Source organism: Pseudomonas sp. F-14 TE3482, from assembly GCF_053629455.1.
In genome coordinates this window covers 1,216,338-1,241,241 of record NZ_JBRJII010000001.1, presented here as the reverse complement: position 1 = coordinate 1,241,241, position 24,904 = coordinate 1,216,338, and the positions used below count along the sequence as shown (strand labels likewise).

The following is a 24,904-nucleotide window of genomic DNA, read 5'->3' as shown; positions in this document are numbered from 1 at the left end:
ATCCTCTGTGGCGAGGGAGCTTGCTCCCGCTCGGCTGCGCAGCAGTCGCAAATGCAGCCCATAGGTGTGTCTGATGAAATGAAGGGGCTGCTTCGCAGCCCAACGGGAGCAAGCTCCCTCGCCACAATTGATCGAATACGAATTCCCGGCAGCCTACTCAGCCATTGGCTTGCGGGCAATGATCACCTGACTTTTCGCCACTACCGCATCCAGCGCCTGTTTAATCTGCGCTCCCCGTGGCGAGGACAGAACGGCTTGCCAGGTGTCGGCCCAATGGTTGAGCAGCGGATGGTCGGCGTTGCTGAAATCGACCTTGGCCTCCCAGAACAACAACATCCACATCGACCAATAGAACCCGTACTGGCTGTGGCTGATGACTTCCAGGCCGGCATCGCTGACCATCGCCTTGAACTGCTCTTCGCTGATGATGCGGATGTGGTTGGGCTTCTGGAAATACTCCGGCGCGGCGATGTCTTTTTGCAGATCTTCGGAACTGGGGTGCGGAACACTGAGCAAATACAGCGCCCCGGGCTTGCCGACCCGCACCAGTTCGGCGAGGAACTGCGCCGGATCGTCGACGTGCTCGATAACCTCGGTGGACACCACCCGGGTCGCGGTCGCGTCGGCAATCGGCAGCGGATTGCAGTCCGTGACGTGGCACTCGACGCCCCGTGCCGGCGTGTCGCTCAGGCGCTGACGAGTCGCTTCGACCTTGGCGGCGTCGATGTCGGCAATGATGATCTTCGCCCCGCGCATGCCGCAGAAATGCACGTTGCCCCCGTCACCACAGCCCACATCCAGCAGCGTGTCCTCGGGGCTGACCGGGAAACCGGTAAACAGCTCGTTAGTTTGCTGGTTGAACCAGCCGCTGAGCGTCGCGTCGTGCAGGCCGAGCATGAACGGGTCGACTTTGTCCGGGACCGACGGTACTGGCGTCAGCGGCTGTGCAGCAGCGGAGGTGCCCGTGAGTTTCTTCAAAAGGCTCAGCATGAGGTGGCTCCAGAGGATGGGATGGCGGTTCGGGACGCGCCCAAATGTTGCACCAGCGAGGCGCCGCGATTACGCAGGGGCATTTCAATGAAGCGGTAGTTGAATTCACTCAATAGGACGATCAGCCCGCAAGCGATGAGCAACATCAGGATCGGCTCGCCGGCCGGGCTGGGCAGACCGGCCGCCTGCAAGCGAAAGGTAAATTCGCGCACCAGAAAGTAGGCCGGGATGTGGATCAGGTAAATCCCGTAGGAACGGCTGCCGACCCAAGTCATCAGATTTTTCAGCAATCCACGGGGTATCAGGTAATCACGGTTGTAGGACGCTACCCAAACCAGCACCGCACTGAACACCGCGATAACGCCGACACGGTAATGGGTAGGTTGAAAACGATCGGTCGCCAGCATACTCAGCAGCGCGACAATGACCGCCAGCACCGAGACGCCAACCCACGGCCGACGCAAGAACGTCGGTTCCCAGCGCCGATATCCAGGTTGCACACTCCACATGGCCAACAACACGCCGAGGGCCAGTGCATCGGTTCGCACCACCATCAACATCGGCGTGCGCGACGTTAATAGCTGCACCGCCACCAGCGCCAACAGCGCCCAAGCCAGGTACTTGCGGCAGAGCAGAATCATCAACGGAAACAATAGGTAGAACTGCTCCTCCAGAGACAGGCTCCAGTAAACGAAACTGGCACCGTATTCGTAGTGAAGGAAACTGTCGGCGAAACGGAAATTAGCGTATTGCGCCAGCCCGGCCAGGGTGGCCTGCACATTGGCATGGAGCGAACCGAACGCGCCGGAGCGGTTGAGAAACACACAGGCCAGCAGCGTCAACGTCAACCACAACCACGCTGAAGGCAACAAACGAAAAGCTCGGCGCAGCCAGAAGTTGCGAATCTGCCACCAGTAATCCTGGCGCGTATTGCAGCCTTGCAACGCCGGTATCAGATTGCGCGCGATGACGAATCCAGAGATGGCAAAAAACAGATCCACGCCCCACCACAATTGCCCATAGACATTGATGGTCTGCAGCAGTGGCGACGGGAACAAGTTGATTTGCAGGTGATGGAACAACACACCAAGCACCGCAATGCCCCGCAACAACTCGATATCCATGATCCGTTTGTTGCTCATGCCGTCCTCCTGGACGTTGCCTCAGCCTCCACCGGTTTGCGGGCGATGATCACCTGACTCTTGGGCATGAACTGATCAAGCATCTGCTTGATCGCCAGACCGTTGGGTTGCGCCAGCAGGTCTTGCCAGGTTCTCGCCCAGCTCTCCATCAGAGGGGGGTATGGCGCGTGAATCCGGTCACGAACGGCACCACTGAGATCGTTGCCCCCGGCGCGTTCGCTGGCCCAGAAAAAAATCATGCCCATGACCCAGAAAAAACCGCTGGATTGACGGTGCTCGATGACCAGTCCTGCGTTCTCGACAAGCTCGGTAAAGCGCTCACGGGAAAAGATCTGGATATGGTTGGGCGACTGGTAGTAACTCGGCGGCGCGATGCCTTTTTGCAAGTGCTCACCCACCGGATCCGGAACACTGATCAAATATTGCGCACCCGGGCGTCCCATGCGCACCAGCTCAGCCATGAACTGCTCGGGCTCATCGACATGCTCAAGCACTTCAGTGCAGACAATCTTGCTCGCGCAGCCGTCGCGCAACGGTAGCGGCAGACTGTTACTGACCAATCCAAGGCTGGCTATGCCAGATTCCGCCCTGACGCGTCGGGCAAGGTCCTGGACCTTGTCCAGCTCGCTGTCGGTGAATATCACTGAAGCGCCCTGACGCACGGCAAACAGCGTTGAACCACCCTCGCCACACCCCACATCCAGGAACGTGTCGTGCGCCGTGATAGCGAAGCCCTTGAGCAGCTCACCGCTGTCGTTGAGAAACCAACCATCAAGTACCGCATCGCGCAAGCCGCAGTCGCGGGGCGAGGCAGCGCCTTCGAAGACGTTCGCCGCTTGCACGGCAATCTCATCCTTGCGCTGGAGTTGGGCCGCCACGCGATCAACAGGTTTGCCGTGAACTTTGTGGCGTTCCAGTACATCGGCGATGAATGCTTTCAACCGCGTGTAAGTACGGTCCTGGCTGCAGAATGCCTCCAGCCGGTCTATGGCATGGGCCGACATGGTCGCGTAGCGGTCGTCGTCGTGTCGGGCCACGTCATAACTGGCCTGATAGGCCTGGCACAGCGACTCCCAATTGGCGGTATAGCGTAACGTGCGGTAAGCAGAGCGTGGATCATGAGGCCAGTTGGTCAGCTCTTCTGTCGACTCGATGATGAAGGTGTTATCGGCATCGACGTAGTCACCCATCGCCGTGTTCGACGGTGCCACCGCGGGTTTGCCGCAGGACATGAACTCCATCAGCGGCAGACACTGCCCCTCACCATACGACGTGTTCACCACATAGCGGGTTGCCTGCACCAACTGCTCGTAATCGGGGTCCGCCAGATACCCGTAGATCAACACGATCCGGCAACGATAGGGCTGATTCTGGTACAGCTTGGGCAGCAGACCGCTCAGCGCCTGCTCGGCATCGAAATGGGTCAGCTTCAAAACCAGCGTCGCGTCTTCCACATCACGGAATGTGGCGCAAAAAGCGCTGAGCATATCCTCCCAATTTTTACGGCCATCGCAGGGGTTGAACACCGACGTGTAGACAACGCCGTCGAGCATCAGCTCTCGCTCGCCAGCCGGAGCCTTGAAATCAATGCCCCTGCCTGTGCGCAACGGCGCTGGAGCATAAGCCCGCAGATCGACTGCCCGGCTATCGACCAACAGCCCCTTGAGCTTGAGTCTGACCTGACCCGCCAGCGGCCGTCGCTCCAATTGCCGTCCCCGCGCACAGAACCGGTCCCACACCGGAGACGGTATCGCAGTGATGGGGTAATCGGCGCCCATGGCATTGCGCACCGCATTGACCGTGTAGCTGGAATGGGTGATCGCCGCACCTGTCGACGCCAGAACATTGCGCCAATCGTTGCGCGGATCGTCGTACCAGCTTTCGTCCGGAATGGTGCTGAATTCCCATGCAAACACCGGAACGGTCGGGCACGCATAGTGAGTGGCAGTGCGGTGGGGAGGCGAGAACGACAGAAACACACATTCTTCATTCCGGGCCAGGCATTCACCGTAAAGGCGGTCGACCTCCTCATCGGGGTTGGTGACTTCCAGCACCGTGCCCAGTCGTTCGAGCACCGGGCGAAATTCCTTGAGTACGAAATAGTAACTGTATTCAGCACGACCAAGATTCTGGGTGATGGTGCTCTGATTGGTTTCCGAATAAATCAGGATCAGCATGATGCGTTATCCGCCACGTTGACGGCCGAGGCCGTTTCTACCTCGCCCACCATCGGCCGTCCGAGAAATGCCAGAAGGCGTGGTTGCCAGGAAGTGACCAGACAGTAATCGTGCATGCGCGCGATGGCAGCGCCCGACATGGCCTCGTAGGCCTGTGGGTGTTCCTTGGCCATCGCGTAACTTTGCTGGAACGCGATTTTCAGCGAGCCCCAATCCGGCCGATATTGCCGGGTGCGATAAAGCGTGCGGACATCCTGAGGCCAGGCCGCAGGCTCGGCACTGGACTTGACCACAAACGCCACGGTTTCGTCGATGTAGTCCTCCATGGCACTGTGATCCGGCGCGATGGCCGGCGTGCCGCGGGCCATGAACTCCATCACTGGAAGACACACCCCCTCGCAATGTGAGGCATTCACGTAGAAGCTCGCAGCCTGGTAAAGCCGTGCCGATTGCGACTCATCCAGTTCGCCATGCAATACCAGCACTCGACAGGCAAACGGTGAGAGCTGCCTGAGCACGGTGAGTACTTCGACGTAATAAGCCGCAAGATCGGCCTGGGTGATTCTCAACACCAGCGTGGCGTCCGACGTCTCACGAAACGCCCAACAAAACGCCGAGATCAATCGCGGCCAATTGCTGCGGCCATCCTTGGGGTCGAACACGCTGATATACACCACGCCATCGACCCGGGTTTCGGCCCGCTGGCCGAGGTCCGGCAAATCGAGAGCTGGCGGTGCAGGTATAGGCAGCGGACCCGCCACGCCCGGCAGGTACCTGGCCAGCCGTGAACGCAAAGTGTCCGATAAAAGATCCTGGACGCCTTCCCAATACCACTGCTTCAGATACTGGATTCGATGGCCACGCTCCGGCAGTGACGGCCCTCGAACAACGTCCCTAATCCAGGCCCGTAGATAGTGCTTGGCAATGATGAAGCGTCGATGTGGCGTCAAGGGTGGAGGTTTCAGCGCCTCAATGCGCGCCAGCTCTTCAGCGGTAGGTACCGGCGGAAGCAGATCGTCGGCGTGCAGCCCAAGCACCCGCGTATCGAGAATGCAGCCGGTGATATCAACGGTGGTCCCCGGGTTGATCGGCACTGGCTGCACGGGGTCGCCGGCGATGGCGAAAGCTTGCCAAAGCGGCACGGGCAGGACCAGCACCGGGAAGTCCTCGCCCAACGCTTTGCGGATCGCCCGTGCGGCGTGGCTCGAGAGCGTGATGACTCGACCGTGAATACCAAGGATGCGACGCCAGTCTTGCTGCGGGTCGCTGCTTTCTTGCCCAGTGGGGATCGAGTCGAACTCCCAGGCCATCACGCAAATAGTCGGGCAACTGAGGTCAGTGGGGGTGTCATGTGGCGCGGCGAACGAGAGGAAAATACTTTCCTGACGCTCTTGCGACAGTCGCCGGACAAGGGGGTTGACCTCTGCGATCGACGCCACGATATGAACGCTTCCAAAGCTCCCGAGCACCCGTCGGTAAGCCTGGAGGATAAACGCGTAATCGTATTGAGGATGACCGACTGTTTGACGAGTCAGGTTATCGTGCACGGCTGAGTAAAGAATGAAATTCATAGCATCCCACAATGAAACTGCCATCCCGGCAGCCCCACTTTATGACGGAACAGCAACGGATAAAGCCAGGTATCACCTGTGCTCTTCCATCGTCTTCGTACCCGTCTACGTTCTTGTTTTAGTGGTCAGTTTCGCGGAGTTTCAAAATAACCCTGCCGAACCCTGGGCGATCGTGACGAGGGGCATTCTAAACACATCCATTAAGGGTTCGTGAACCGCTCGGCGAGAATAAAAAGGCCTGCGAAAACGAGAACTGACCGGTCACGGTGGGACTTATTGAAATTGCTGCGCAATTGGCACAGATTGGCTACCAAACAACTACAACAACGACTTCGCCTGTCTTCCTACGAAGGTTTTTCTTCGGTCTGACAGACTTTCCCTAAAGCCTGCGGGAAATGGCAGAAGTTCAGAATTGAGGGGACCGCGGCTTGAAAAAGCGTCTTTTCGTTACGGGTCTGAGTGGATTCGTAGGACAACACATCCAATCTCGTCTGAAGGCTGATGCCTCGGAATGGGAACTGCTGCCTGCCCCTTCCCGTTACGATCTCGTACAGCCAGAAAGCCTTGAAGGCCTGTGGCCGGAGATGCCCGACGCGGTCATTCATCTGGCCGGCCAGACCTTCGTCCCCGAAGCCTTTCGTGATCCGGCACGTACGCTGAATATCAATCTGCTGGGCACCCTTAACCTGCTTCAAGCCCTAAAAGCCCGTGGCTTCGCCGGTACGTTCCTGTACGTCAGCTCCGGTGACGTCTATGGCCAGGTCAACGAAGCCGATCTGCCCATCACCGAACGCCAGCCACCCTGCCCGCGCAATCCTTATGCCGTGAGCAAACTGTCGGCGGAGTTCCTGAGCCTGCAATGGGGCCTGAGCGAAAGCTGGCCGGTGCTGGTCGCTCGCCCGTTCAACCATATCGGCACCGGGCAGAAGGACAGCTTCGTCATTGCCAGCGCGGCGCGGCAGATCAGCCGAATCAAGCAAGGCCTGCAAACACCGCAACTGGAAGTCGGTGACATTGACGTCACTCGCGATTTCCTCGATGTGGGCGACGTGGTGTCGGCCTACTTCGCCTTGCTGGAAAAAGGTATGTCGGGACAGGTCTACAACATTTGCTCGGGGCGCGAGCAGAGCATTCGCAGTTTGATCGAACAGCTGGGGGATCTCGCCCAGGTCGATGTGCAACTGATTCAGGATCCGGCGCGTCTTCGCCGCGCGGATCAGCGTCGCGTTTGTGGCAGCCATGCCAAGCTTGCCCAGACCACAGGATGGACGCCTGAAATCACAACACAACAATCCCTGCGGGCGATCCTGTCCGACTGGGAGAAGCGAGTACGACAAGAATGACAAAAAGTGCATTGATCACAGGGATCACCGGTCAGGACGGCGCCTATCTGGCCAAGTTGCTGCTCGACAAAGGTTATAAAGTCCATGGCCTGGTGGCACGGCGCAGCAGCGATTCACGTTGGCGACTGCGCGAGACGGGGATCGAGGGCGATATCGTCTATCTGGATGGCGATATGGCCGATGCCTGCTCGGTGCAGCGCGCCGTAATCAAATCGGCACCGGATGAGGTTTACAACCTGGCGGCGCAAAGCTTTGTCGCCGCCTCCTGGGATCAACCGGTGACCACCGGCATCGTCGACGGCCTGGGCGTGACTCACCTGCTCGAAGCGATCCGCCAGTTCAGTCCGCACACCCGCTTCTATCAAGCGTCCACCAGCGAAATGTTCGGCTTGATTCAGGCCGAACAGCAGGATGAAAACACGCCGTTTTATCCGCGCAGCCCTTACGGCGTGGCCAAACTCTATGGCCACTGGATCACGGTGAACTATCGCGAAAGCTTCAACCTGCACGCCAGCAGCGGGATCCTGTTCAACCACGAATCACCGCTGCGCGGCATCGAGTTCGTGACCCGTAAAGTCACCGACGCCGCCGCCCGCATCAAACAGGGCAAACAGCAGGAACTGCGCCTGGGCAACATCGACGCGAAACGCGATTGGGGCTTCGCCGGCGACTACGTCGAAGCCATGTGGCTGATGCTGCAACAGGACAAGCCTGACGATTATGTGGTCGCCACCGGCGTGACCACCACCGTGCGCGAAATGTGCCGCATCGCCTTTGATCACATCGGCCTCAACTACCGCGACTACGTGAAGATCGACCCGGCGTTTTTCCGCCCGGCCGAGGTAGAAGTGCTGCTTGGCAACCCGGCCAAGGCCCAGCGCGTACTGGGCTGGAAGCCAAAAACCGATCTGGATACCTTGATCCGCATGATGATGGATGCGGACATGAAACGCGTTGCCAAGGAGTAGGCCATGCTGATTCCCGTGATTCTCTCCGGTGGTGCCGGCACCCGGTTGTGGCCGGTGTCCCGCGAAGGCCATCCCAAGCCGTTCATGACCCTGCCCGACGGACAGTCGCTGCTGAGCAAGACCTATCGGCGTGCGGCCAGTTTGCTCGATGGCTGGGGCGATATCGTCACGGTGACCAACCGCGACTATTACTTCCAGAGCAAGGATCACTATCAGGAGGCGCGCCTGGAGCGCCATCGCGGGCATTTTCTGCTCGAGCCGACGGGCCGCAACACAGCCCCGGCCATCGCGGCGGCAGCCCTTTCGCTACAAGCCCTGCACGGCGACGAAGCGATCATGGTGGTGATGCCCGCCGACCATCTGATTCTCAACGAAGACGCCTTGAAAAGCGCGGTCGAGCACGCTGTGGCGCTGGCCAAGGCTGGTCATCTGGTGACGTTCGGCGTCGTGCCGACAGCCCCGGAAACCGGCTTCGGCTACATCGAAACCGGTGCCCCGCTGGACGACAAAGGCGCCGCCAAGGTGCAACGCTTCGTCGAGAAACCCGACCTGCAAACCGCCACGCATTATCTGGAGAGCGGTAACTTCCTGTGGAATTCGGGGATGTTCTGCTTCTCGATCGCCACGCTGCTGGCCGAGCTGCACCTTCACGCCCCCGCACTACTTGAACAAGCTCGGGCCTGCATGGCGGCCAGTGCGCCGGTGGAAACCGGCGGTTGCCTGCAACAGGAACTGTCGCCAACGCACTTCGCCGACATCACCGACATCTCCATCGACTACGCCTTGATGGAGCGCTCCGACAAAGTGGTCGTGGTACCGGCCAATTTCGATTGGAGCGACATCGGTTCCTGGGGCGCCGTGGCCGCACTGGTGCCGGCCGATGCGCAGAATAATCGCGCCAGCGGCGATGCGATCTTCATCGACAGCCACAACAACTTCATCCAGAGCGAAGACCGGTTGGTCGCCGCAGTGGGTGTGGATAACCTGATCATCATCGACACCGCCGACGCGGTGCTGGTCGCCCATGCCGACCGCGCCCAGGATGTGCGCCGGGTGGCCCGGCAGCTCAAGGACAAAAAACACGAAGCCTATCGCCTGCACCGCACAGTCAACCGACCGTGGGGCACTTACACCGTGCTCGAGGAAGGTCCTCGCTTCAAGATCAAACGTATCGTGGTCAAACCCGGCGCCAAGTTGTCACTGCAAATGCACCATCACCGCAATGAACACTGGGTCGTGGTCGAAGGCATGGCCAAGGTCACCAACAACGGTTCCGGTTCGCACCTGGTGGCCAAGAACGAATCGACATTCATTGCCGCCGGGCACAGGCACCGTCTGGAAAACCCCGGCGTGATCGACCTGGTCATCATCGAAGTGCAAAGCGGTGAATACCTGGGGGAGGACGATATCGTTCGCTTCGAAGACCAATACGGCAGGACGGTTTGAATGGTGCTTTCCCTATATCGCTCGCTGTGGAGCTATCGAGGTTTCATCCTCGGTAGCGTCAAGCGAGAGTTTCAAGCGCGTTATCGCAATTCACTGTTCGGTGCCCTATGGACCGTACTCAACCCGCTGTCGATGATCGTCGTCTACACGGTGATTTTTTCCCACATCATGCGCGCACGCTTGCCGGGTGTGGATGACGGCATGGCCTATAGCATCTACCTCTGCGCCGGGTTGCTGACTTGGGGGCTGTTTTCGGAAATCACCCTGCGCAGCCAGAACATGTTTCTGGAAAACGCCAACCTGCTGAAGAAAATCAGCTTCCCGAGAATCTGCCTGCCGGTGATCGTGCTGTTCAATGCCGGCATCAACTTCGCGATCATCATCGGGCTGTTCCTGGGCTTTCTGCTGATCACCGGGCGCTTGCCGGGCATGGCCCTGCTGGCGTTGCTGCCGCTGATCGCGCTGCAAGTCATGTTCTGCGCCGGCCTGGGGATGATCCTCGGCGTGTTGAATGTGTTCTTTCGCGATGTCGGGCAACTTTTCGCCATCTGCCTGCAATTCTGGTTCTGGCTGACCCCGATCGTGTACCCGTTGAGCATCCTGCCCGAGTGGGTCCAGCGGCTGTTGCAACTCAACCCGCTGACGAACCTGATGGGCAGTTACCAGAACCTGTTCCTCTACGGCCAATGGCCGGTCTGGAGTTCGCTGCTGCCGATTTTCGTGATCGGTGTGTTGTTCTGCGTGATCGGGCTGCGACTGTTTCGTCAGCGGGTCGGCGAAATGGTGGATGAACTCTGATGGGACACATACGCGTGACCGGCCTGGGCAAGGCCTACAAGCAATACCCCACGCGCTGGAGCCGACTGGCCGAGTGGCTGATCCCGTTTTCGCCGATCCGCCATCGCCAGCACTGGGTGCTGCAAGACGTGGCATTCGAAATCGCTCCCGGTGAAGCGGTGGGCATCGTCGGGGTCAACGGTGCCGGCAAAAGTACCTTGCTGAAGATGATCACCGGCACCACCCAACCCACCTGTGGACAGATCCAGCTCGAAGGCCGCGTCGCCGCCCTGCTGGAACTGGGCATGGGCTTTCACCCGGAGTTCACTGGTCGACAAAACGCGATCATGGCCGGGCAACTGCTGGGCATGCAGGTCGAAGAAATCGAAGCCCTGATGCCACAGATCGAACATTTCGCGGAGATCGGCGAAGCCATCGACCACCCGGTGCGTACCTACTCCAGCGGCATGCAGATGCGCCTGGCGTTCAGCGTGGCCACCGCGCGGCGCCCGGATATCCTGATCGTCGACGAAGCGCTGTCAGTGGGCGACGCCTACTTCCAGCACAAGAGCTTCGAACGCATCCGCAGCTTTCGCAGGGCCGGCACCACATTGCTGATCGTGTCCCACGACCGCTCGGCGATTCAGTCGATCTGCGACTCGGCGATTCTCTTGGAGAACGGCCGCATGGCCATGCATGGCAAGCCCGAAGCCGTCATGGACTACTACAACGCCCTGCTCGCCGAGCGCGAAGGCCAGACGGTGCGTCAGGAAATGCTCGCGGACGGCCAGGTGCAAACCGTTTCCGGCACCGGTGAAGCCGGGATCCTCAGCGTGCGCATGCTCGATGAGCGCGAACGTGCCATCGATGCCGCCGAAGTCGGCCAGCCGGTCGTGCTTGAGGTGCAAGTCGAAGTGCGCCAGGACATCGAACGCCTGGTGCTGGGTTTCATGATCAAGGATCGCCTGGGCCAGGCCATGTACGGCATCAATACCCATCGTCAGGACCTCGCCCTCACCGATCTGCAGGCCGGCGAGCGGCTGACCTACCGCTTTGCCTTCGTCATGGGCCTGGGCAAGGGCAACTATTCCGTGGCCCTGAGCCTGTCGCGACTGGACTCGCACCTGGACCGCAATTTCGAGTGGCGCGACTACGGCCTGGTGTTCCATGTGATCAACAACCGACACGAAGACTTCGTCGGCTGCTCGTGGCTGGCGGCGAAAACCACCATCACTCGCGCGGCCGAATCGATTGTTTCGGAGCACACGCCATGACCCGTCTACTGGTGGAATGCACGTACGTGTTCCAGCACCCCAAGGTCAATTCGGGCATTCAGCGGGTGGTGCGCAACGTCATCAATCAGTTGTCTGAACGCGTCGATGGCGTTGAGTGCATCCCGGTGGTGATGCTTAAGGGCAAGCTCTACCGGGTGTTGAGTCTGGCCCCTTTGGACACACCGCTTTTCAATGGGCTGATGGAGTTCGGTGGGCGCCTGGAGCGATTGGCCCATCGTTACTGGCAACTGCACCAGCGCCTCGACAAACGCTGCACCTCGCGATGGACCCGGCGCGCGCTGTACGCGGCTTACCGCCTCACGGCGCTGGCGGGTTTCAGCGTACCGCTGCGCCTGATTGACCGGATCAATCACTATCAACTGCCCAAACGTTGCTCGCCGCTGCAGCATCAACCGGGTGATCAACTCGTGTTGCTGGATTCGTCCTGGCACGCCGATTTCTTCCCGTTGGCCGAACAACTCAAACGCGAAGGCGTGGGCATTGTCTCGGTGATCTACGACCTGATTCCCCTGACCCACCCGCAGTTCTACGACACGCGACTGGTGCGGATTTTCAACGAGTGGTTCGACTGGATCGCCAAAACCGCCGACGGCTACGTGGCGATTTCCGCCACGGTGCGCGATCAGGTGCGCGAAGAATTGCATCGTCGCGTCGGCCCTGCCAAAGCCGACTCCTTGTGGTTCGACTACTTTCACCTGGGCTCGGAGCTGGACCTGCGCGAAGAAACCGCCGCTGTCGAAACACGACTGACCCGCCTGTTCGATACCCCCGAACCGGTGTTCCTGATGGTCAGCACCATCGAGCCGCGCAAGAACCACGACTACTTGCTAGACGCCTTCGAACTCGCCTGGGCCGCAGGCTCCACCGCCCGTCTGTGCATCGCCGGGCGCATTGGCTGGAAGTGCGATGCCCTGCTCGCCCGGGTGCGCAATCACCCGGAGCTGAACAGGCGGTTGTTCATGTTTAACGACCTGAGCGACACCAGCCTCGAACATGCCTATTCCCACGCCAGTGCGCTGGTGTTTCCGTCCTACGTCGAAGGCTTCGGCCTGCCACTGGTAGAAGCCATGCAGCGTGGTTTGCCGGCCATGGGCAGTGACATCCCGGTCTTCCGCGAAATAGGCGGCGAGTTCATGGCGTACTTCGACCTGGCCGAACCACAAAACCTGGCCGATCTGGTTGCCCGATTCGAGAGCAGCAAACAATTCCCGGCCGCCCGCGATGTGGCGGACTGGCGCTGGATTGGCTGGCGTGAAGCCAGTGCGCAACTGGCCGAACGAACCCTGCGCAACCTTGTGGAAACCCCCGTCGTGCAAGAGAGGCAACATGCGAATTGCCCTTAACGCCCGAATCCTCCAGGCCCCGCGCACCGGCATAGGCCATTACGTCGCCGAACTGGTGAATGCCCTGGCCGGTGAGCCCGATGTCGAGTTGTCGCTGTTCCATGGCTGGGGCTGGAGTTCTTCGCTACCCGATGCTGCCATGCCGGGCTACTCGCGACTGACGCCGTTGCTGCGGCAGATACCGGGGGCGTATCAGGCTCGACGCTGGCTGGCGCAGAAACGCTTTGATCAAGGCCGCGCCCAGGCGATCGACCTTTATCACGAACCCAGTCTGTGGCCGTTGTCGTTCGACGGCCCGACGGTCATCACTCTGCATGACCTGACACACCTGCACTATCCCGAGACGCAACCACCGGCGCGCCTGCGAGAAATCGAGCGGCGACTGGCCGATGGCGTGCAACAGGCGCAGCTGATTCTCACCGACTCGCAGTACATTGCCGACGAGGCTCAAGCCTGGTTCGCACTGCCGGCCGAGCGTTTTGTAGTTGCCCCGCTGGGCGTGGCTGCACGTTTCCACCCACGCGAACCCGAGGCCATCGATGCGATGCTCAAGGCCCACGGGGTCGAGATGCGGGATTATTTTCTCTGCGTCGGCACGCTGGAACCACGCAAGAACCTGACCCTGGCCCTGCGCGCCCACGCCCAACTTCCGGAAGCATTGCGTCAGCGCTTTCCGTTATTGATCGTGGGCATGGCCGGCTGGCAGCGTGAACAATTCAACGATGAGCTGCGCCAGGCATTGGCCAATGGTCATGTGTGTTTGCTCGGTTACCTGCCCGACGAGCAGGTCGCGCAGCTGTTGGCCGGCGCCCGGGCGCTGATTTTCCCGTCGCGCTATGAAGGCTTCGGCCTACCGGTGCTGGAGGCCATGGCCAGCGGCACGCCGGTCATCCTGACCCGACGTTCGGCCATGCCCGAAGTCGCAGGCGTTGCGGGCAACTATATTGAACCCGACGATCCAGACGGCTTGCGCGATGCCATGCGCCGTCTGATCGACGATCAAACACATTGGCAGGCATGCCGAAAAGCCGGATTGCAGCAGGCAAGGCTTTTTTCCTGGGAGCGCTGCGCGAAGATCACCGCCCGCGCCTACCGCCAGGCTATGGGAGGTTGAATGCGAGTTCTTCATTTTTTCAAGACGTACCTGCCTGACTCGGTCGGCGGGATCGAACAAGTCATCTTCCAGTTATGTGAAAGCGGCGCCCAGCATGGCATTGAAAGTCAGGTGTTGACTCTCAGTGCCGATCCGACACCGCCGGTGGTGCAACTCGGGCAGCACGAAGTCCATCGGGCCAAACTCGACATTCAGTTCGCTTCCACAGGCTTTTCTTACAGCGTCTTCAAGCAATTTCGCGAAATGGCCGCTGAGGCAGACGTGGTCAATTACCACTTCCCGTGGCCGTTCATGGATCTGGTGCATTTCTTCAGCGCCATGAACAAACCCAGCGTAGTGACCTACCACTCGGACATCATTCGCCAGAAGCACCTGCTCAAACTTTACCGGCCACTGATGAACCGCTTTCTTGCCAGCGCCGACCGGATCGTCGCCGCGTCCCCCAACTATCTGCACACCAGTGATGTGTTGCAGCAGTTTCAGGACAAGACCCGCGTCATTCCCTACGGCCTGAACAAAGCCGGTTATCCACAGGCCGATAACGAACGCATGGACCATTGGCGGCAAAAGCTTGGGGATAAGTTTTTCCTGTTTGTGGGCGTGATGCGCTATTACAAAGGCCTGCACATTCTGCTCGACGCCTTGAAAGACGTGGATTACCCGGTGGTAATCGTTGGTGCCGGGCCGCTGGAAGCCGAACTGCACGCCCAGGCCGCAGCGTTGGGTTTGCGCAATATTCACTTTCTGGGGCGTCTTGGCGACGAAGACAAAGTCGCGCTGCTGCAACTGAGTTACGCCATCGTATTTCCGTCGCACCTGCGCTCCGAAGCGTTCGGCATTTCGCTGCTCGAAGGCGCGATGTACGGCAAACCGATGATCTCCAGCGAAATCGGCACCGGCACCAGCTACATCAACATCCACAACGAAACCGGGCTGGTGGTGCCGCCGAGTCATCCACAGGCGTTCCGTGACGCCATGCGCACACTCTGGGAAAACCCGACGCTTGCAGCCGAAATGGGCGTGAAGGCAGAGGCGCGTTATCGGCAGTTGTTCACGGCTGAAGAAATGGGTCGCAAGTGGACGACGTTGTACGAAGAACTGCTGGAAGAAAAATCCCTGTCCTACGCCTAAACCTGCGGGACCGGGCTTTTGTGGCGAGCGAGCTTGCTCGCGCTGGGCTGCGTAGCGGCCCCAAAATCTCTGATATACCAAAGATCTTGTGAGTGCTGCGCACTCAAGCGGGAGCAAGCTCCCTCGCCACAGTTCGCATCTACAGGGGATCAGCTGTGTGGCGCAGGTTTTGGTATGGCGACGTTATCCAGCATCCGGTTCACCGCCAGTTCTGCCAGCATGACGATCTGTTGAATCGCCATCGCCGTATACCGATGCGGCCCTTCCAGATACCCCGCAAAATCACTCGCCATCACACTGGCCTGGGCCAACGATTCACAGGTGTGGGCCAACAGGTCTTCGTCTTTGATATCCGGCGCGACCATATACATCGTGCTCGGTTTGCGGGCCGTGGGGGATTTGAGTGCAGAGGGGTTGAGGTAGTGATCGAGCGCGCGGTTAGCGGCTTCGTGGAGTTTTTTTGAATCGAGGGATTCGTAGGGGGAAACGTCGTCGGTTTCTGGGGGATTCGGTGTTGCTTTGAACATGATGACACTCCGAATGAAAGGTTTTACCGCCACCGATCGCTGCGACGCGATTTGAAGGAGGCAGCTGTACGCGGGGTCGCAGACCGAGCCATTCGGAAACTCGGCATACCCGAAGGTATCCCGCGCACAGCCGCCATTAAGCAAACGACTAGCACCGAAGCGCTGTGGTTTGGGCCGGCGATTATGCACCAAATGAACTGAACGGACTGCGACACCCGATCGCTGATGTGCAGCGACCCCCAAAGCCTATCCACCCCATTTCCGACCGACAACCGTCAAAACTTGTCGGAAACATCCCCAAAAATCACTCGGTCTGTAGGACGACCACGATCAAATGTGGGAGCGAGCCTGCTCGCGATGGCGGCGTGTCAGTCGACCTCAATGCTGAATGTGAGAAAGTCTTCGCGGGCAAGCCTCGCTCCTACAGTGGATTTTCTGGGTTACAGCTCCGGCTTGAGCTTTGCAAGCGCGCATTCGCCTGCGCCCAGGTCCCGGTCAACAAACTGGTGGGTGACACGCCGTCAAAGCGCCAACGCAAGGCCAGTGCCGCGGGCCGTCGCACCACGCGCTCCACCTCGAATGTCCACAACCGCTCGGCCCCTTGAAAGGCTTCGACTTGCGGGCCTTCGAGGATGATTTGCGTGCGACCGCTGAGGTGCAGCAAGTCACCCGAATCGAAATCGATGAACAGCAAACCGGCTCGAGGATTGATTAGCAGGTTGCCCAACGTATTGAAGAACAGGTTGCCGGCGAAGTCCGGGATGGTCAGGCGATTGCCTTCTACCCGGACGAAACCGGCCTGGCCACCCCGGTGAGAAACGTCCACCGAGCGTTGGCCATCGACGTCCACATAACTGGCGACAAAGAAGGTATCGGCGCCGGCAATCATGGCTTTGGCCGCGTCATCCAGCCCGTTGAGGTGCTGCGCGACACGGGTCGCCGGATCCGCCAAGGGCACCGAGCGAAATTGGCGCAATTGAATGTATTTCGGGCAATTGCCGAAAGATTGCTGCACCGTCACCTCGAAGCCGCTCGCAGTCACAGCGCCAACTCGGCCATTGAGACGGTTGCGACGTCGCGTGTGCAGCTCAATACCGAGCAGACCGATCGCCGCTCCCTCTTGCAATTGCGCGGGGTCGTCGTGGCCAGGCAGGCTGGCGAACTGCAACAGCGCAGGCTCTGGAGAATGGGCAAAACCTGGCGCCCCTTCCAGAATGCTGGCCCAAGGGTTGCCGTCAGCATCCACCGCGCCGTACAGCATGAACGGCAGTTGCTGATAGAAGGTGCGGTGCTGATCCGGCATCTCGCTGCGAATCACCCTACGACCTAACTCCTCCATTCGCTCGGCGACACCCACACGAGCCTGCAACTGTGTCTCGCCTGCGTGCCAAGGTGAACGTTCCATAACGACTTCTCCCCTGCGCTCATCGCGCAACAAGAACAGCCCGACTGAGGCGGGCTGTGAACATCAGGCAGTTTTTTGCAAACCAGCGACGGTGCGTGGCATGCCGACAAACCCTGGCAAGGCTTCAACCCGTGTCAGCCAGGCCCGAATGTTGGGGTAGTCATCCAGCGACACATTGCCTTCCGGGGCATGGGCGATGTAGCTGTACGCGGCGATGTCGGCGATGGTCGGCTCGCCACCGGCCAGATAGGGCGTTGCGCCCAGTTCCTGATCGATCACTTTGAGCCAGCTGTGGGCGTAAGCGATCACCTCTTGCGCGTTGTAAGGCGCACCAAATACGGTGATCAGCCTTGCCCTGCCCGGGCCGAAGGCAATCGGCCCGGCGGCGACCGACAACCAGCGCTGAACCTTGGCCGCACCGACCGGGTCGGTTGGCAGCCAGCGACCGTTGCCGTATTTCAGCGCAAGGTAGACCAGAATCGCGTTGGAATCGGCCAGCACCACGCCTTGATCATCAATCACCGGCACCTGCCCAAACGGGTTGAGCGCCAGAAAATCCGCTTGCTTGTGGGCGCCCTTGGCCAAATCGACGAAGATCAGCTCGGTCGGCAGTTGCAACAAAGACAGCATCAGCTCCACACGGTGAGCGTGGCCAGAGCGGGGGAAGTTGTAGAGTTTGATCGCTTGCATGGTCGACTCCGCTGGGTGGTGGCGCCGTCCAGGAAGATCAGCGCCGATAGGGGGCCATCTTCCATCCGCAACCAAAACAACAGAATAACCAGCCAACGCAATCCATTATTTCAGCCAGTGCAATAACCCTCAGCCATGCAGGGCCGGGGGTTCGCGCAGTACGTTCACCACGAAGTCCACAAAACTACGGACCCGCACCGGGGCTTTGCGCCCACCCTGGTAGACCACATGAATGGGCAATGGCGGCAGTTCGAAGTCAGCCAGAACGATTTCCAGCTCACCGGCCGCGACTTTGCTCGCCACTTGATACGACAGCACTCGAGTCAGTCCCAGCCCCATGGCGGCGGCCGTGATAGCTGCCTGATTGGCGGTGACCACAAGGCGCGGTTCCAGACGAATGCTGATCGGCTCTCCCGCATCAAGGAACGGCCAGCGTCTGTGCTGACCGATGGACGACGTAGCGATGATCGGACCTGCGCTTAAATCTGCAGGATGCCGGGGCCGACCATGGTCAGTCAGGAATCCGGGGGACGCGCAGATCACCCGCCGCACTTCGCCCACGCGAATTGCATGTTGATTGCTGTCAGGCAACTCACCGATGCGCACAGCCACATCGATGCCCTCCTCGACCATACTCACCACCCGGTCGACCAGTAGAGCGTTGATGCTGACTTCAGGAAATTGAGACAAGTAACCGACCATGACCGGCGTAACGAACAGATCACCGAACAACACCGGCGCCGTGATCGTCAGTTGCCCACGGGGTTGGGCGTGGCTTCCGGCCGCCGAATCCTCCGCTTCCTGCACCTCGGTGAGAATTCTCCGACAATCCTCCAGATAACGCTGACCCGCCTCGCTCAAATGCACGCTGCGGGTGGTACGTGTCAGCAATTGGGTGCCAATGCGTTTTTCCAGCGCCGCCACGGCGCGGGTGACACTGGCCGCCGACATCCCCAAACGCCGCGCCGCCGCCGAGAAGCCTTGTTCCTGGGCGACGGTGGCGAAGACTTGCATTTCCTGGAAGCGGTCCATCGGGCATGTCCTTTATTCAGATAAAAAAATCGCAACCGTAGGCTGCGATTTTTATTGTGGATTTAGAGAATTAAAACTGTCGCAAAAGACGCCCAGTTTCCGTGGCCTTCAGCCCGATTCGGAGGAAATGCAAAACTGTCGCGAGCCCCAAAAACCGTGACTCGGACAAATACGCTAGAGAATAAAAACTGTCTAGCCCAGGAACGGCGGGCCTTACAGCCACTTCTGAGATTCCAAGAGTGGATGTCCTGCCCGCTATTCGGGATGAACCCAGCAGCCCGGGCTCTCACTGTCGAAGAAATCGACCTCTACTGGACCTCATATCTCTGATGGTTGCATCGAGTCTTCGGGGGCCGCCAACGTGTCTTCGCAACACGCTAGCGCAGATTCAAGCCCTGATAACGAAACGCTCAGCGGCCACTCAATGGACCACTCAAAAAGGGCCTGATGTCCCGAGGCCGAACAGAGACTGAGCCTGCTCCCGAAGCCTTCCCTAATTCCATGGACTCCCCGCTCAGTAACTCTCCGAGTTGAGTTGCCTCGCCTCATGGGGCGACCTTCCACTCCACTCCTTGAAGGCGCGAGTGAAGGCGCTGTGCTCCGAATAGCCCAGCAGCATGGCGATATCCACGATTTGCAGGCGTGGATCGCGCAGGTACGACAACGCTAGTTCGTGGCGGACCAAGTTCAGCTCATAGCGAAAGCTGGTGCCGGCCTCTTGTAGACGGCGCTGTAGCGTGCGTGACGAGGTGCCCAGTTGGGGACTTATCCGCTCTATGCTCGGCTCACCTTCGCGCAAGGCATGGGTGATGGTCTTGCGCAGCTGTTCCACGAATTCATCCTGCTGTGGCAACTGGGCCAGCAGGCGATCCGCATGTTGTTCCAACAGGGAGACCAGCGCCGGGTCGGGGCTCTTAAAGGGCAGTTCGAGCAGTTGCGCGGAGAAACGCAGGACCGCCTCGGCCTGACCGAAGCGTACCGGGCAGCCGAAGAAGGCTTCGTACGGGCTGGTGTCGAGGGGGCTGGGATGATTGAAATCGATTCGCAACGGGTTGGCCGTGCCGCGCACTAGGGCACGGCAGAACTGCACTATGGCAACCATACCGGTTTCATTCACCAAGGGTCCGGGCTGGTACTGGCTGACATCCCAGACCAGTTCGAACCAGCCGTCGCCGTCGCGGCGAGTCATGGGAATGACGTCGTACACCAGGCGAATGTAGCGCTCCAGGCGTTGCAGAGCCGTACCGAGATTACCGCAGGCCAGCAGCACCGAGCCGAGCACACCGATATGCCGGGCGCTGATGGTTTGACCGACGTGTAGGCCCAGCAGCGGGTCGTCCAGTGCCTGCGCCGCCGTCACCAGCAGGCGATCCCAGCATTCCACGTCAACGCCGCCGACACCCTCCTGGGCAGGTGTGGGCCAGGGCTGGCCAAGCACCGACTCGGGCTCATGACCGAGCGCCTCCAGGTATTCATAGAGCAGTTGCACGTAGGTCTCGGGCACCACGCGCCTATACAAAGGCTGGCTCATCGGGCCTCTTTGGGTGGGTTGGCCTTTTGTTGTTTGACGCAAAGTGTCAAGCAAGTCGTCGGATACCGTCAAGCCTTCCTAACGGCAGCGGCCGAGAATGACGGCACTCCAGCCATTCCAGCAGATGCCGTTCATGAACACGATCACCGATCTTCTGGCACCAGCGACAATCCAGTTCTTCTCCAACGGCTCGCGTTGCGTTGCCGACTTTTACCGCCCACTGGGTGCAGGACCTTTCCCGGTGGTGGTGATGGCGCATGGGCTTGGCGGGACGCGCAAGATGCGCTTGCCGGCCTTTGCCGCCCGCTTCGCCGCCGCCGGCTACGCTTGCCTGGTATTCGACTATCGCCACTTCGGCGACAGCGAGGGCGAGCCTCGCCAACTGCTGGATATCAACCGCCAGCTCGAAGACTGGAAAGCCGCGATAGATCATGCCCGCCGCCTCGCGGATGTGGACCCGCAGCGTGTCGTTATCTGGGGCACCTCGTTCGGTGGCGGGCATGTGCTGGCCACCGCCGCCGACGATGCCAGGGTGGCCGCTGTCATTTCCCAATGTCCCTTCACCGACGGCCTGAGCTCCAGTCTTGCCACCGAACTCCTGGTGTCACTTCGCCTCACCTTGCTGGCCCTGGCCGACCGTATCGGCTCGTGGTTCGGCGCCAAACCCATTCTGGTTCCGCTCGCCGGTCAACCTGGCGATACGGCATTCATGACTTCGCCGGATGCCTGGAGCGGCTATAACGGGCTGATCCCGTCAGGTGCGCGTATCCGCCAAGAGGCCGCCGCGCGCTTTGCCCTGGACATCATTCGCTACTACCCCGGGCGCAGTACACCTCGTATCCAGGCCCCCGTGCTGTTTTGCGTGTGCGATCCCGACAGCGTGGCACCGGCGAAGCAGACGCTGCGTCACGCCCGGCGCGCGCCACGTCATGAGATCCATCGCTATGCCCATGGGCATTTCGATATTTATGTGGGCGAAGCCTTCGAGCAGGTGGTGGGTGATCAACTCGACTTCCTCAAGCGCAACGTGCCAAGCCCCCCAACGAAGAGATAAGAATATGTACGACCTTCAAGGCAAAGTGGTTCTGATCACCGGCGCGGCTGGCGGCATCGGCGCCGCCAGTGCACGCGAACTGTATGTGCAGGGCGCCAGCCTAGTGCTGACCGATACCTCGCAGGAGGCGGTGGACAAGCTGGCCCAGGAGTTCAACAGCCAACGTGTGTTGCCGCTGGCGTTCGACGTCACCGACGCCGAGGCGGCAAAGGCAGTGATACGCCAAGCAGTCGAGCGTTTCGGCCGTCTCGATGTGGCCTTCGCCAATGCCGGCATCTCCTGGCGAGGCGTACCGGCGACCCTACGCACCTGCGACGAAGCGGAGTTCCGTCGCATCATTGAGGTGGATCTGTTCGGGGTGTGGCACGCGATGCGCGCCGCACTGCCGGAGGTCGTGCGCAATCGGGGCCAAGTGCTGGTCACGTCGTCGACCTATGCCTACTTGAACGGCATGGCCAACGCGCCCTATGCCGCGAGCAAGGCGGCGGTGGAGTCGCTGGCCCGCTCGCTGCGCGCCGAGTTAAGTGCAACCGGGGCCAGCGCCAGCGTGCTCTATCCCGGCTGGACGGCGACCGCCATCGCCAAGGTCGCCTTCGGTGGCAACGCCATCGCCACCCAGATGAACGAGACCCTATTGCCGGCCTTCCTGCATCGGGCGATTGCACCGGAACAGGTGGCACGTGGCGTGGTGCGCGGTCTACAAAAGCGCCAGCCGCGCATCGTTGTACCGGCTCGCTGGGCGCCCATCTCACTGTTGCGCGGCCTGTTCAACGTTTTCACGGACTGGGCATCTGACACGCGATGCCCGCCTGCAACGGTTGCTCCACCAATTGGAAGAAGAAACCGTTCGCACCCAGAGCCCTAGTTGATGCCCCACTACTTGCTTAAGGTTCACCCATGAAAAGCTACTCGTTGAACGACCGCGTCATCGCCATCACTGGTGCCACGGGTGGTCTCGGCAGGGCCGCCGCGCAGGCCCTGCGCGACAAAGGCGCGAAGCTGGTCTTGCTGGATCTCGATCTGGATAGCCTGAATGCCATGGCTGTCACCCTGGGCGGGCCTAATGTCGCTGTCGGTTGGGTGGCCAACGTGCGCTCAATTGAGAGTCTGGAAACGGCGCTGAAAGAGGCCGCGCAGCATTTCGGCGGAATTGATGTGGTGGTCGCCGGCGCTGGCGTCAGCTCGGTGGTAGCCCTGGAGTATATCGATCCCGCCACGTTTGACCGGGTCATCGATATCAACCTCAACGGTGTGGCGCGCACCTTCCGCGCTTCACTGCCCCATGTGAAGGCACGCCAGGGCTATCTACTGGCCATCTCGTCTATGGCGGCTTTCGTTCATTCGCCGTTGAACACGGCCTACACCGCCAGCAAGGCCGGAGTCTGGGCCCTGTGTGACAGCTTGCGCCTGGAGCTTCGTCAGCACGGCGTGAGTGTCGGCTCGTTCCACCCGACCTTCTTCCAAACGCCGATGATGGAGGCGATCGTTGATGGGCCGTCCTCCACCCTGGTCTGGAATAACCATCAGGGGGTCTGGCAGTTCGTCGCGTTGGAGCAGGTGGTGGCCGCCCTGGTGGACTGCATCGAGCAGCGGCATGACTTGGTGACGGTGCCACGCAGCCAGGTGCTGGTGGCGAAAGCGCCAGGCTTGCTGCGCCGGCTTATCGAGTGGATCGGTTTCGACGCTGGAAAAGTCGCCGAAGCGGTAAGGCTCAGCGATGAAGACAAGGCTTGATTAGGTCAGGGTCGCAGCCTGAACGAATGACCGCTTCTGGCCGTGGGCATGTCGCCCGCATCCGGGCCGGAACTAACCAGGAAATCCTGGCGCCGCTCTTGGGGCGCTATAGCTTCCAAGTCGAATGGCTTAATTGAGTCCCTGACTCGCATTTGTAAGTCCAGCAGTCGTGCCCTGGCGGTGTTCCTTCAGGTTCTTTTACACAACTTCGATCAACTCCAACCGGCACTCAAAAGTGCACAGGAAGGCGAAGCCTTGCCTGCGTGCAATCAACAAAAACAATAAACGAGAGGTGGAAAATGAAACTCAATAGCCGTGCGATCCCGTGTCTCTCCGCTCAGCGAAAGTGTGCTGCGTGGATTAAGTACACCAGTGTCATGGCGCTGCTCAGTGCCTCTACAATTGCAGGCGCCAATGGCATTGCTCTTAACGAACAAAGTGCCAGCAGTGCGGGAACTGCTTATGCGGGAAGGTCGTCTTCCGCACTGGACGCCAGCACCATCTACGGAAATCCTGCTGGCTTGACCAAGTTGAAACGTACCGAGATTTCCGGCGGGGCCGCGATCATCTCGGGGAGCGACGACATTAGTGATGCGCAGAGCAGTGTCGCAGGAACGAATAAGGGGGACTCGGTACCTTTGGCGGTCGTGCCTTCGCCTATATGTCGACGCCGCTTGATGATCGTTTTTCGATTGGTCTGGGTCTCTATGCTCCGAGTGGTCTGATCAATGAATACGAGAGCACTTTTCAGGGCCGCTACCAAGGTTCCTATAGCTCGACCAAGGAGGTAACCCTGCAGCCCACCATTGCCTATCGGATTAATGATTACGTGTCCATTGGTGGCGGACCGACCATAAACCATTTCGATGCAAAACTTCAGAATTACCTGGCCACCGGCGCCCTGAACAACGGCCAGGACACACGGGTCACCATCAAAGGCGATGACACGGCAATTGGCTACAACGTCGGCCTCTTGGTTGACTTGAGTGATGCAACGAGTTGGGGGATTAACTATCACTCGAAGGTGAGCTATCACCTCAAAGGGCATACCGAGGTTTCCGGCTCCCCGAGCGTTATCCCGCTGGACGGAAAGTATGACAACAAGATAGACATCACGATGCCCGAATCCGTGGACACCTCTATCACCCATCATTTCAATAGTCGCTGGACGGGATACCTGGGGACCACCTGGAAACGTTGGAGTCGACTGAAAAAGATCGAGGCAATCAACAGCGATGTTTCCGCCCTTGGCCAGAGTGCGGGTCTGGAGCGTGTGGGCGAACCATTGAACTGGCACGACACGTGGTCCACCGCCGTTGGCGCATCCTTTCAATTGAACCAACAATGGCTGCTGCGTGCAGGCTACGCCTACGATCCGTCGCCAATCAGCAATGCCGATCGTAGCGTGCGCGTTCCGGTTGGTAACCGCCAAGTCGTGACCCTGGGTGGCGCTTATTTGCCGAGTCCCGATCTGACGATAGACTTTGCTTATGGTTATCTCTGGGAATCCAAAGCCTCGGTAAACCAACCGAACAACTCCGGCCTTCAACCTGAATACAGTGCTAATTACGAAAACAGTGCGAATATATTTTCAGTGCAGGCAACCTATCGGTACTAATCCTCACCCTCATAAG

19 protein-coding genes and 3 pseudogenes are annotated in these 24,904 nt (G+C 59.7%); 12 read left to right on the top strand and 10 right to left on the bottom strand.

What is annotated here, in order from left to right; all coding sequences use genetic code 11:
• Positions 1-153: 153 nt before the first annotated feature.
• From AB7M26_RS05450 to AB7M26_RS05430, 5 genes and pseudogenes are all read right to left on the bottom strand, one after another.
• Entirely contained in the window at positions 154-990 is an 837-nt protein-coding gene (locus AB7M26_RS05450; protein ID WP_123495634.1) for a class I SAM-dependent methyltransferase, read from the bottom strand.
• Complete coding sequence (locus tag AB7M26_RS05445) at positions 984-2,132, bottom strand: acyltransferase family protein (RefSeq protein ID WP_123495632.1); 1,149 nt, start codon at positions 2,130-2,132, stop codon at positions 984-986. Before AB7M26_RS05445 ends, AB7M26_RS05450 begins: the two co-directional genes overlap by 7 nt.
• A complete protein-coding gene (locus AB7M26_RS05440) occupies positions 2,129-2,980 on the bottom strand; it encodes a class I SAM-dependent methyltransferase (RefSeq protein WP_259698684.1) in 852 nt (283 codons plus the stop codon). Before AB7M26_RS05440 ends, AB7M26_RS05445 begins: the two co-directional genes overlap by 4 nt.
• Before the next feature lie 51 nt (positions 2,981-3,031).
• Positions 3,032-4,309 (bottom strand): annotated as a pseudogene (locus tag AB7M26_RS05435) (glycosyltransferase); the annotation flags it as partial.
• Positions 4,303-5,904, bottom strand: a complete 1,602-nt coding sequence (locus tag AB7M26_RS05430) for a glycosyltransferase (protein WP_123495630.1) — start codon at positions 5,902-5,904, stop codon at positions 4,303-4,305. The gene AB7M26_RS05430 and the pseudogene AB7M26_RS05435, both read right to left, overlap by 7 nt.
• A gap of 404 nt (positions 5,905-6,308) precedes the next feature.
• Here AB7M26_RS05430 and AB7M26_RS05425 point away from each other — a divergent pair, with 404 nt between their 5' ends.
• From AB7M26_RS05425 to AB7M26_RS05390, 8 genes are read left to right on the top strand one after another with little or no spacing between them, the layout of a single operon-like run.
• Positions 6,309-7,223: a GDP-mannose 4,6-dehydratase gene (locus AB7M26_RS05425; protein ID WP_123495628.1), complete on the top strand. Its 915-nt coding sequence runs from the start codon at positions 6,309-6,311 to the stop codon at positions 7,221-7,223.
• Positions 7,220-8,191, top strand: coding sequence for a GDP-mannose 4,6-dehydratase (gmd, locus tag AB7M26_RS05420; protein ID WP_030132531.1), 972 nt, complete (start codon positions 7,220-7,222; stop codon positions 8,189-8,191). The genes AB7M26_RS05425 and gmd overlap by 4 nt, the downstream gene beginning before the upstream one ends.
• 3 nt (positions 8,192-8,194) lie before the next feature.
• Complete coding sequence (locus AB7M26_RS05415) at positions 8,195-9,637, top strand: mannose-1-phosphate guanylyltransferase/mannose-6-phosphate isomerase (RefSeq protein ID WP_123495626.1); 1,443 nt, start codon at positions 8,195-8,197, stop codon at positions 9,635-9,637.
• Positions 9,638-10,435, top strand: a complete 798-nt coding sequence (locus tag AB7M26_RS05410) for an ABC transporter permease (RefSeq protein ID WP_123495624.1) — start codon at positions 9,638-9,640, stop codon at positions 10,433-10,435.
• On the top strand, positions 10,435-11,688 hold the full coding sequence (locus tag AB7M26_RS05405; RefSeq protein ID WP_063342039.1) for an ABC transporter ATP-binding protein: 1,254 nt from the start codon (positions 10,435-10,437) through the stop codon (positions 11,686-11,688). Before AB7M26_RS05410 ends, AB7M26_RS05405 begins: the two co-directional genes overlap by 1 nt.
• Positions 11,685-13,052, top strand: coding sequence for a glycosyltransferase family 4 protein (locus AB7M26_RS05400; RefSeq protein ID WP_123495622.1), 1,368 nt, complete (start codon positions 11,685-11,687; stop codon positions 13,050-13,052). The genes AB7M26_RS05405 and AB7M26_RS05400 overlap by 4 nt, the downstream gene beginning before the upstream one ends.
• On the top strand, positions 13,036-14,166 hold the full coding sequence (locus AB7M26_RS05395; protein ID WP_123495620.1) for a glycosyltransferase family 4 protein: 1,131 nt from the start codon (positions 13,036-13,038) through the stop codon (positions 14,164-14,166). The genes AB7M26_RS05400 and AB7M26_RS05395 overlap by 17 nt, the downstream gene beginning before the upstream one ends.
• Complete coding sequence (locus tag AB7M26_RS05390) at positions 14,167-15,297, top strand: glycosyltransferase family 4 protein (RefSeq protein WP_123495618.1); 1,131 nt, start codon at positions 14,167-14,169, stop codon at positions 15,295-15,297.
• Positions 15,298-15,446: 149 nt separating this feature from the next.
• Here AB7M26_RS05390 and AB7M26_RS05385 read toward each other — a convergent pair whose 3' ends face one another.
• From AB7M26_RS05385 to AB7M26_RS05365, 5 genes and pseudogenes are all read right to left on the bottom strand, one after another.
• Positions 15,447-15,824 carry a DUF6124 family protein gene (locus tag AB7M26_RS05385; RefSeq protein ID WP_123495616.1) on the bottom strand — a complete coding sequence of 126 codons (378 nt, stop codon included), beginning with the start codon at positions 15,822-15,824 and terminating at the stop codon, positions 15,447-15,449.
• Positions 15,825-16,275: 451 nt separating this feature from the next.
• Positions 16,276-17,229 (bottom strand): annotated as a pseudogene (locus AB7M26_RS05380) (pyridoxamine 5'-phosphate oxidase family protein); the annotation flags it as partial.
• A gap of 63 nt (positions 17,230-17,292) precedes the next feature.
• Positions 17,293-17,919: a glutathione S-transferase family protein gene (locus AB7M26_RS05375; RefSeq protein ID WP_123495612.1), complete on the bottom strand. Its 627-nt coding sequence runs from the start codon at positions 17,917-17,919 to the stop codon at positions 17,293-17,295.
• A gap of 129 nt (positions 17,920-18,048) precedes the next feature.
• The gene (locus AB7M26_RS05370) at positions 18,049-18,951 is read right to left on the bottom strand and encodes a LysR family transcriptional regulator (protein WP_429388239.1); all 903 of its coding nucleotides are present in this window, start codon (positions 18,949-18,951) and stop codon (positions 18,049-18,051) included.
• A 514-nt stretch (positions 18,952-19,465) separates the two neighbouring features.
• Entirely contained in the window at positions 19,466-20,482 is a 1,017-nt protein-coding gene (locus AB7M26_RS05365) for an AraC family transcriptional regulator (RefSeq protein ID WP_057396521.1), read from the bottom strand.
• Positions 20,483-20,615: 133 nt separating this feature from the next.
• Here AB7M26_RS05365 and AB7M26_RS05360 point away from each other — a divergent pair, with 133 nt between their 5' ends.
• From AB7M26_RS05360 to AB7M26_RS05345, 4 genes and pseudogenes are all read left to right on the top strand, one after another.
• On the top strand, positions 20,616-21,536 hold the full coding sequence (locus AB7M26_RS05360; RefSeq protein WP_185022096.1) for an alpha/beta hydrolase: 921 nt from the start codon (positions 20,616-20,618) through the stop codon (positions 21,534-21,536).
• Positions 21,537-21,540: 4 nt separating this feature from the next.
• On the top strand, positions 21,541-22,401 hold the full coding sequence (locus AB7M26_RS05355; RefSeq protein WP_259698683.1) for an SDR family NAD(P)-dependent oxidoreductase: 861 nt from the start codon (positions 21,541-21,543) through the stop codon (positions 22,399-22,401).
• A gap of 32 nt (positions 22,402-22,433) precedes the next feature.
• Positions 22,434-23,270: an SDR family NAD(P)-dependent oxidoreductase gene (locus AB7M26_RS05350; RefSeq protein WP_057396519.1), complete on the top strand. Its 837-nt coding sequence runs from the start codon at positions 22,434-22,436 to the stop codon at positions 23,268-23,270.
• Positions 23,271-23,569: 299 nt separating this feature from the next.
• Positions 23,570-24,888, top strand: a pseudogene (locus tag AB7M26_RS05345) (outer membrane protein transport protein).
• The last annotated feature ends 16 nt before the right edge of the window (positions 24,889-24,904 follow it).

Bases quoted from the DNA above. Each gene is read 5' to 3' on its own strand.
- gmd (WP_030132531.1), top strand. From the start codon at position 7,220: ATGACAAAAAGTGCATTGATCACAGGGATCACCGGTCAGGACGGCGCC.
- AB7M26_RS05385 (WP_123495616.1), bottom strand. From the start codon at position 15,824: ATGTTCAAAGCAACACCGAATCCCCCAGAAACCGACGACGTTTCCCCC.
- AB7M26_RS05415 (WP_123495626.1), top strand. From the start codon at position 8,195: ATGCTGATTCCCGTGATTCTCTCCGGTGGTGCCGGCACCCGGTTGTGG.
- AB7M26_RS05350 (WP_057396519.1), top strand. From the start codon at position 22,434: ATGAAAAGCTACTCGTTGAACGACCGCGTCATCGCCATCACTGGTGCC.
- AB7M26_RS05390 (WP_123495618.1), top strand. From the start codon at position 14,167: ATGCGAGTTCTTCATTTTTTCAAGACGTACCTGCCTGACTCGGTCGGC.
- AB7M26_RS05405 (WP_063342039.1), top strand. From the start codon at position 10,435: ATGGGACACATACGCGTGACCGGCCTGGGCAAGGCCTACAAGCAATAC.
- AB7M26_RS05370 (WP_429388239.1), bottom strand. From the start codon at position 18,951: ATGGACCGCTTCCAGGAAATGCAAGTCTTCGCCACCGTCGCCCAGGAA.
- AB7M26_RS05375 (WP_123495612.1), bottom strand. From the start codon at position 17,919: ATGCAAGCGATCAAACTCTACAACTTCCCCCGCTCTGGCCACGCTCAC.
- AB7M26_RS05445 (WP_123495632.1), bottom strand. From the start codon at position 2,132: ATGAGCAACAAACGGATCATGGATATCGAGTTGTTGCGGGGCATTGCG.
- AB7M26_RS05430 (WP_123495630.1), bottom strand. From the start codon at position 5,904: ATGGCAGTTTCATTGTGGGATGCTATGAATTTCATTCTTTACTCAGCC.
- AB7M26_RS05355 (WP_259698683.1), top strand. From the start codon at position 21,541: ATGTACGACCTTCAAGGCAAAGTGGTTCTGATCACCGGCGCGGCTGGC.
- AB7M26_RS05410 (WP_123495624.1), top strand. From the start codon at position 9,638: ATGGTGCTTTCCCTATATCGCTCGCTGTGGAGCTATCGAGGTTTCATC.
- AB7M26_RS05395 (WP_123495620.1), top strand. From the start codon at position 13,036: ATGCGAATTGCCCTTAACGCCCGAATCCTCCAGGCCCCGCGCACCGGC.
- AB7M26_RS05365 (WP_057396521.1), bottom strand. From the start codon at position 20,482: ATGAGCCAGCCTTTGTATAGGCGCGTGGTGCCCGAGACCTACGTGCAA.
- AB7M26_RS05400 (WP_123495622.1), top strand. From the start codon at position 11,685: ATGACCCGTCTACTGGTGGAATGCACGTACGTGTTCCAGCACCCCAAG.
- AB7M26_RS05360 (WP_185022096.1), top strand. From the start codon at position 20,616: ATGAACACGATCACCGATCTTCTGGCACCAGCGACAATCCAGTTCTTC.
- AB7M26_RS05450 (WP_123495634.1), bottom strand. From the start codon at position 990: ATGCTGAGCCTTTTGAAGAAACTCACGGGCACCTCCGCTGCTGCACAG.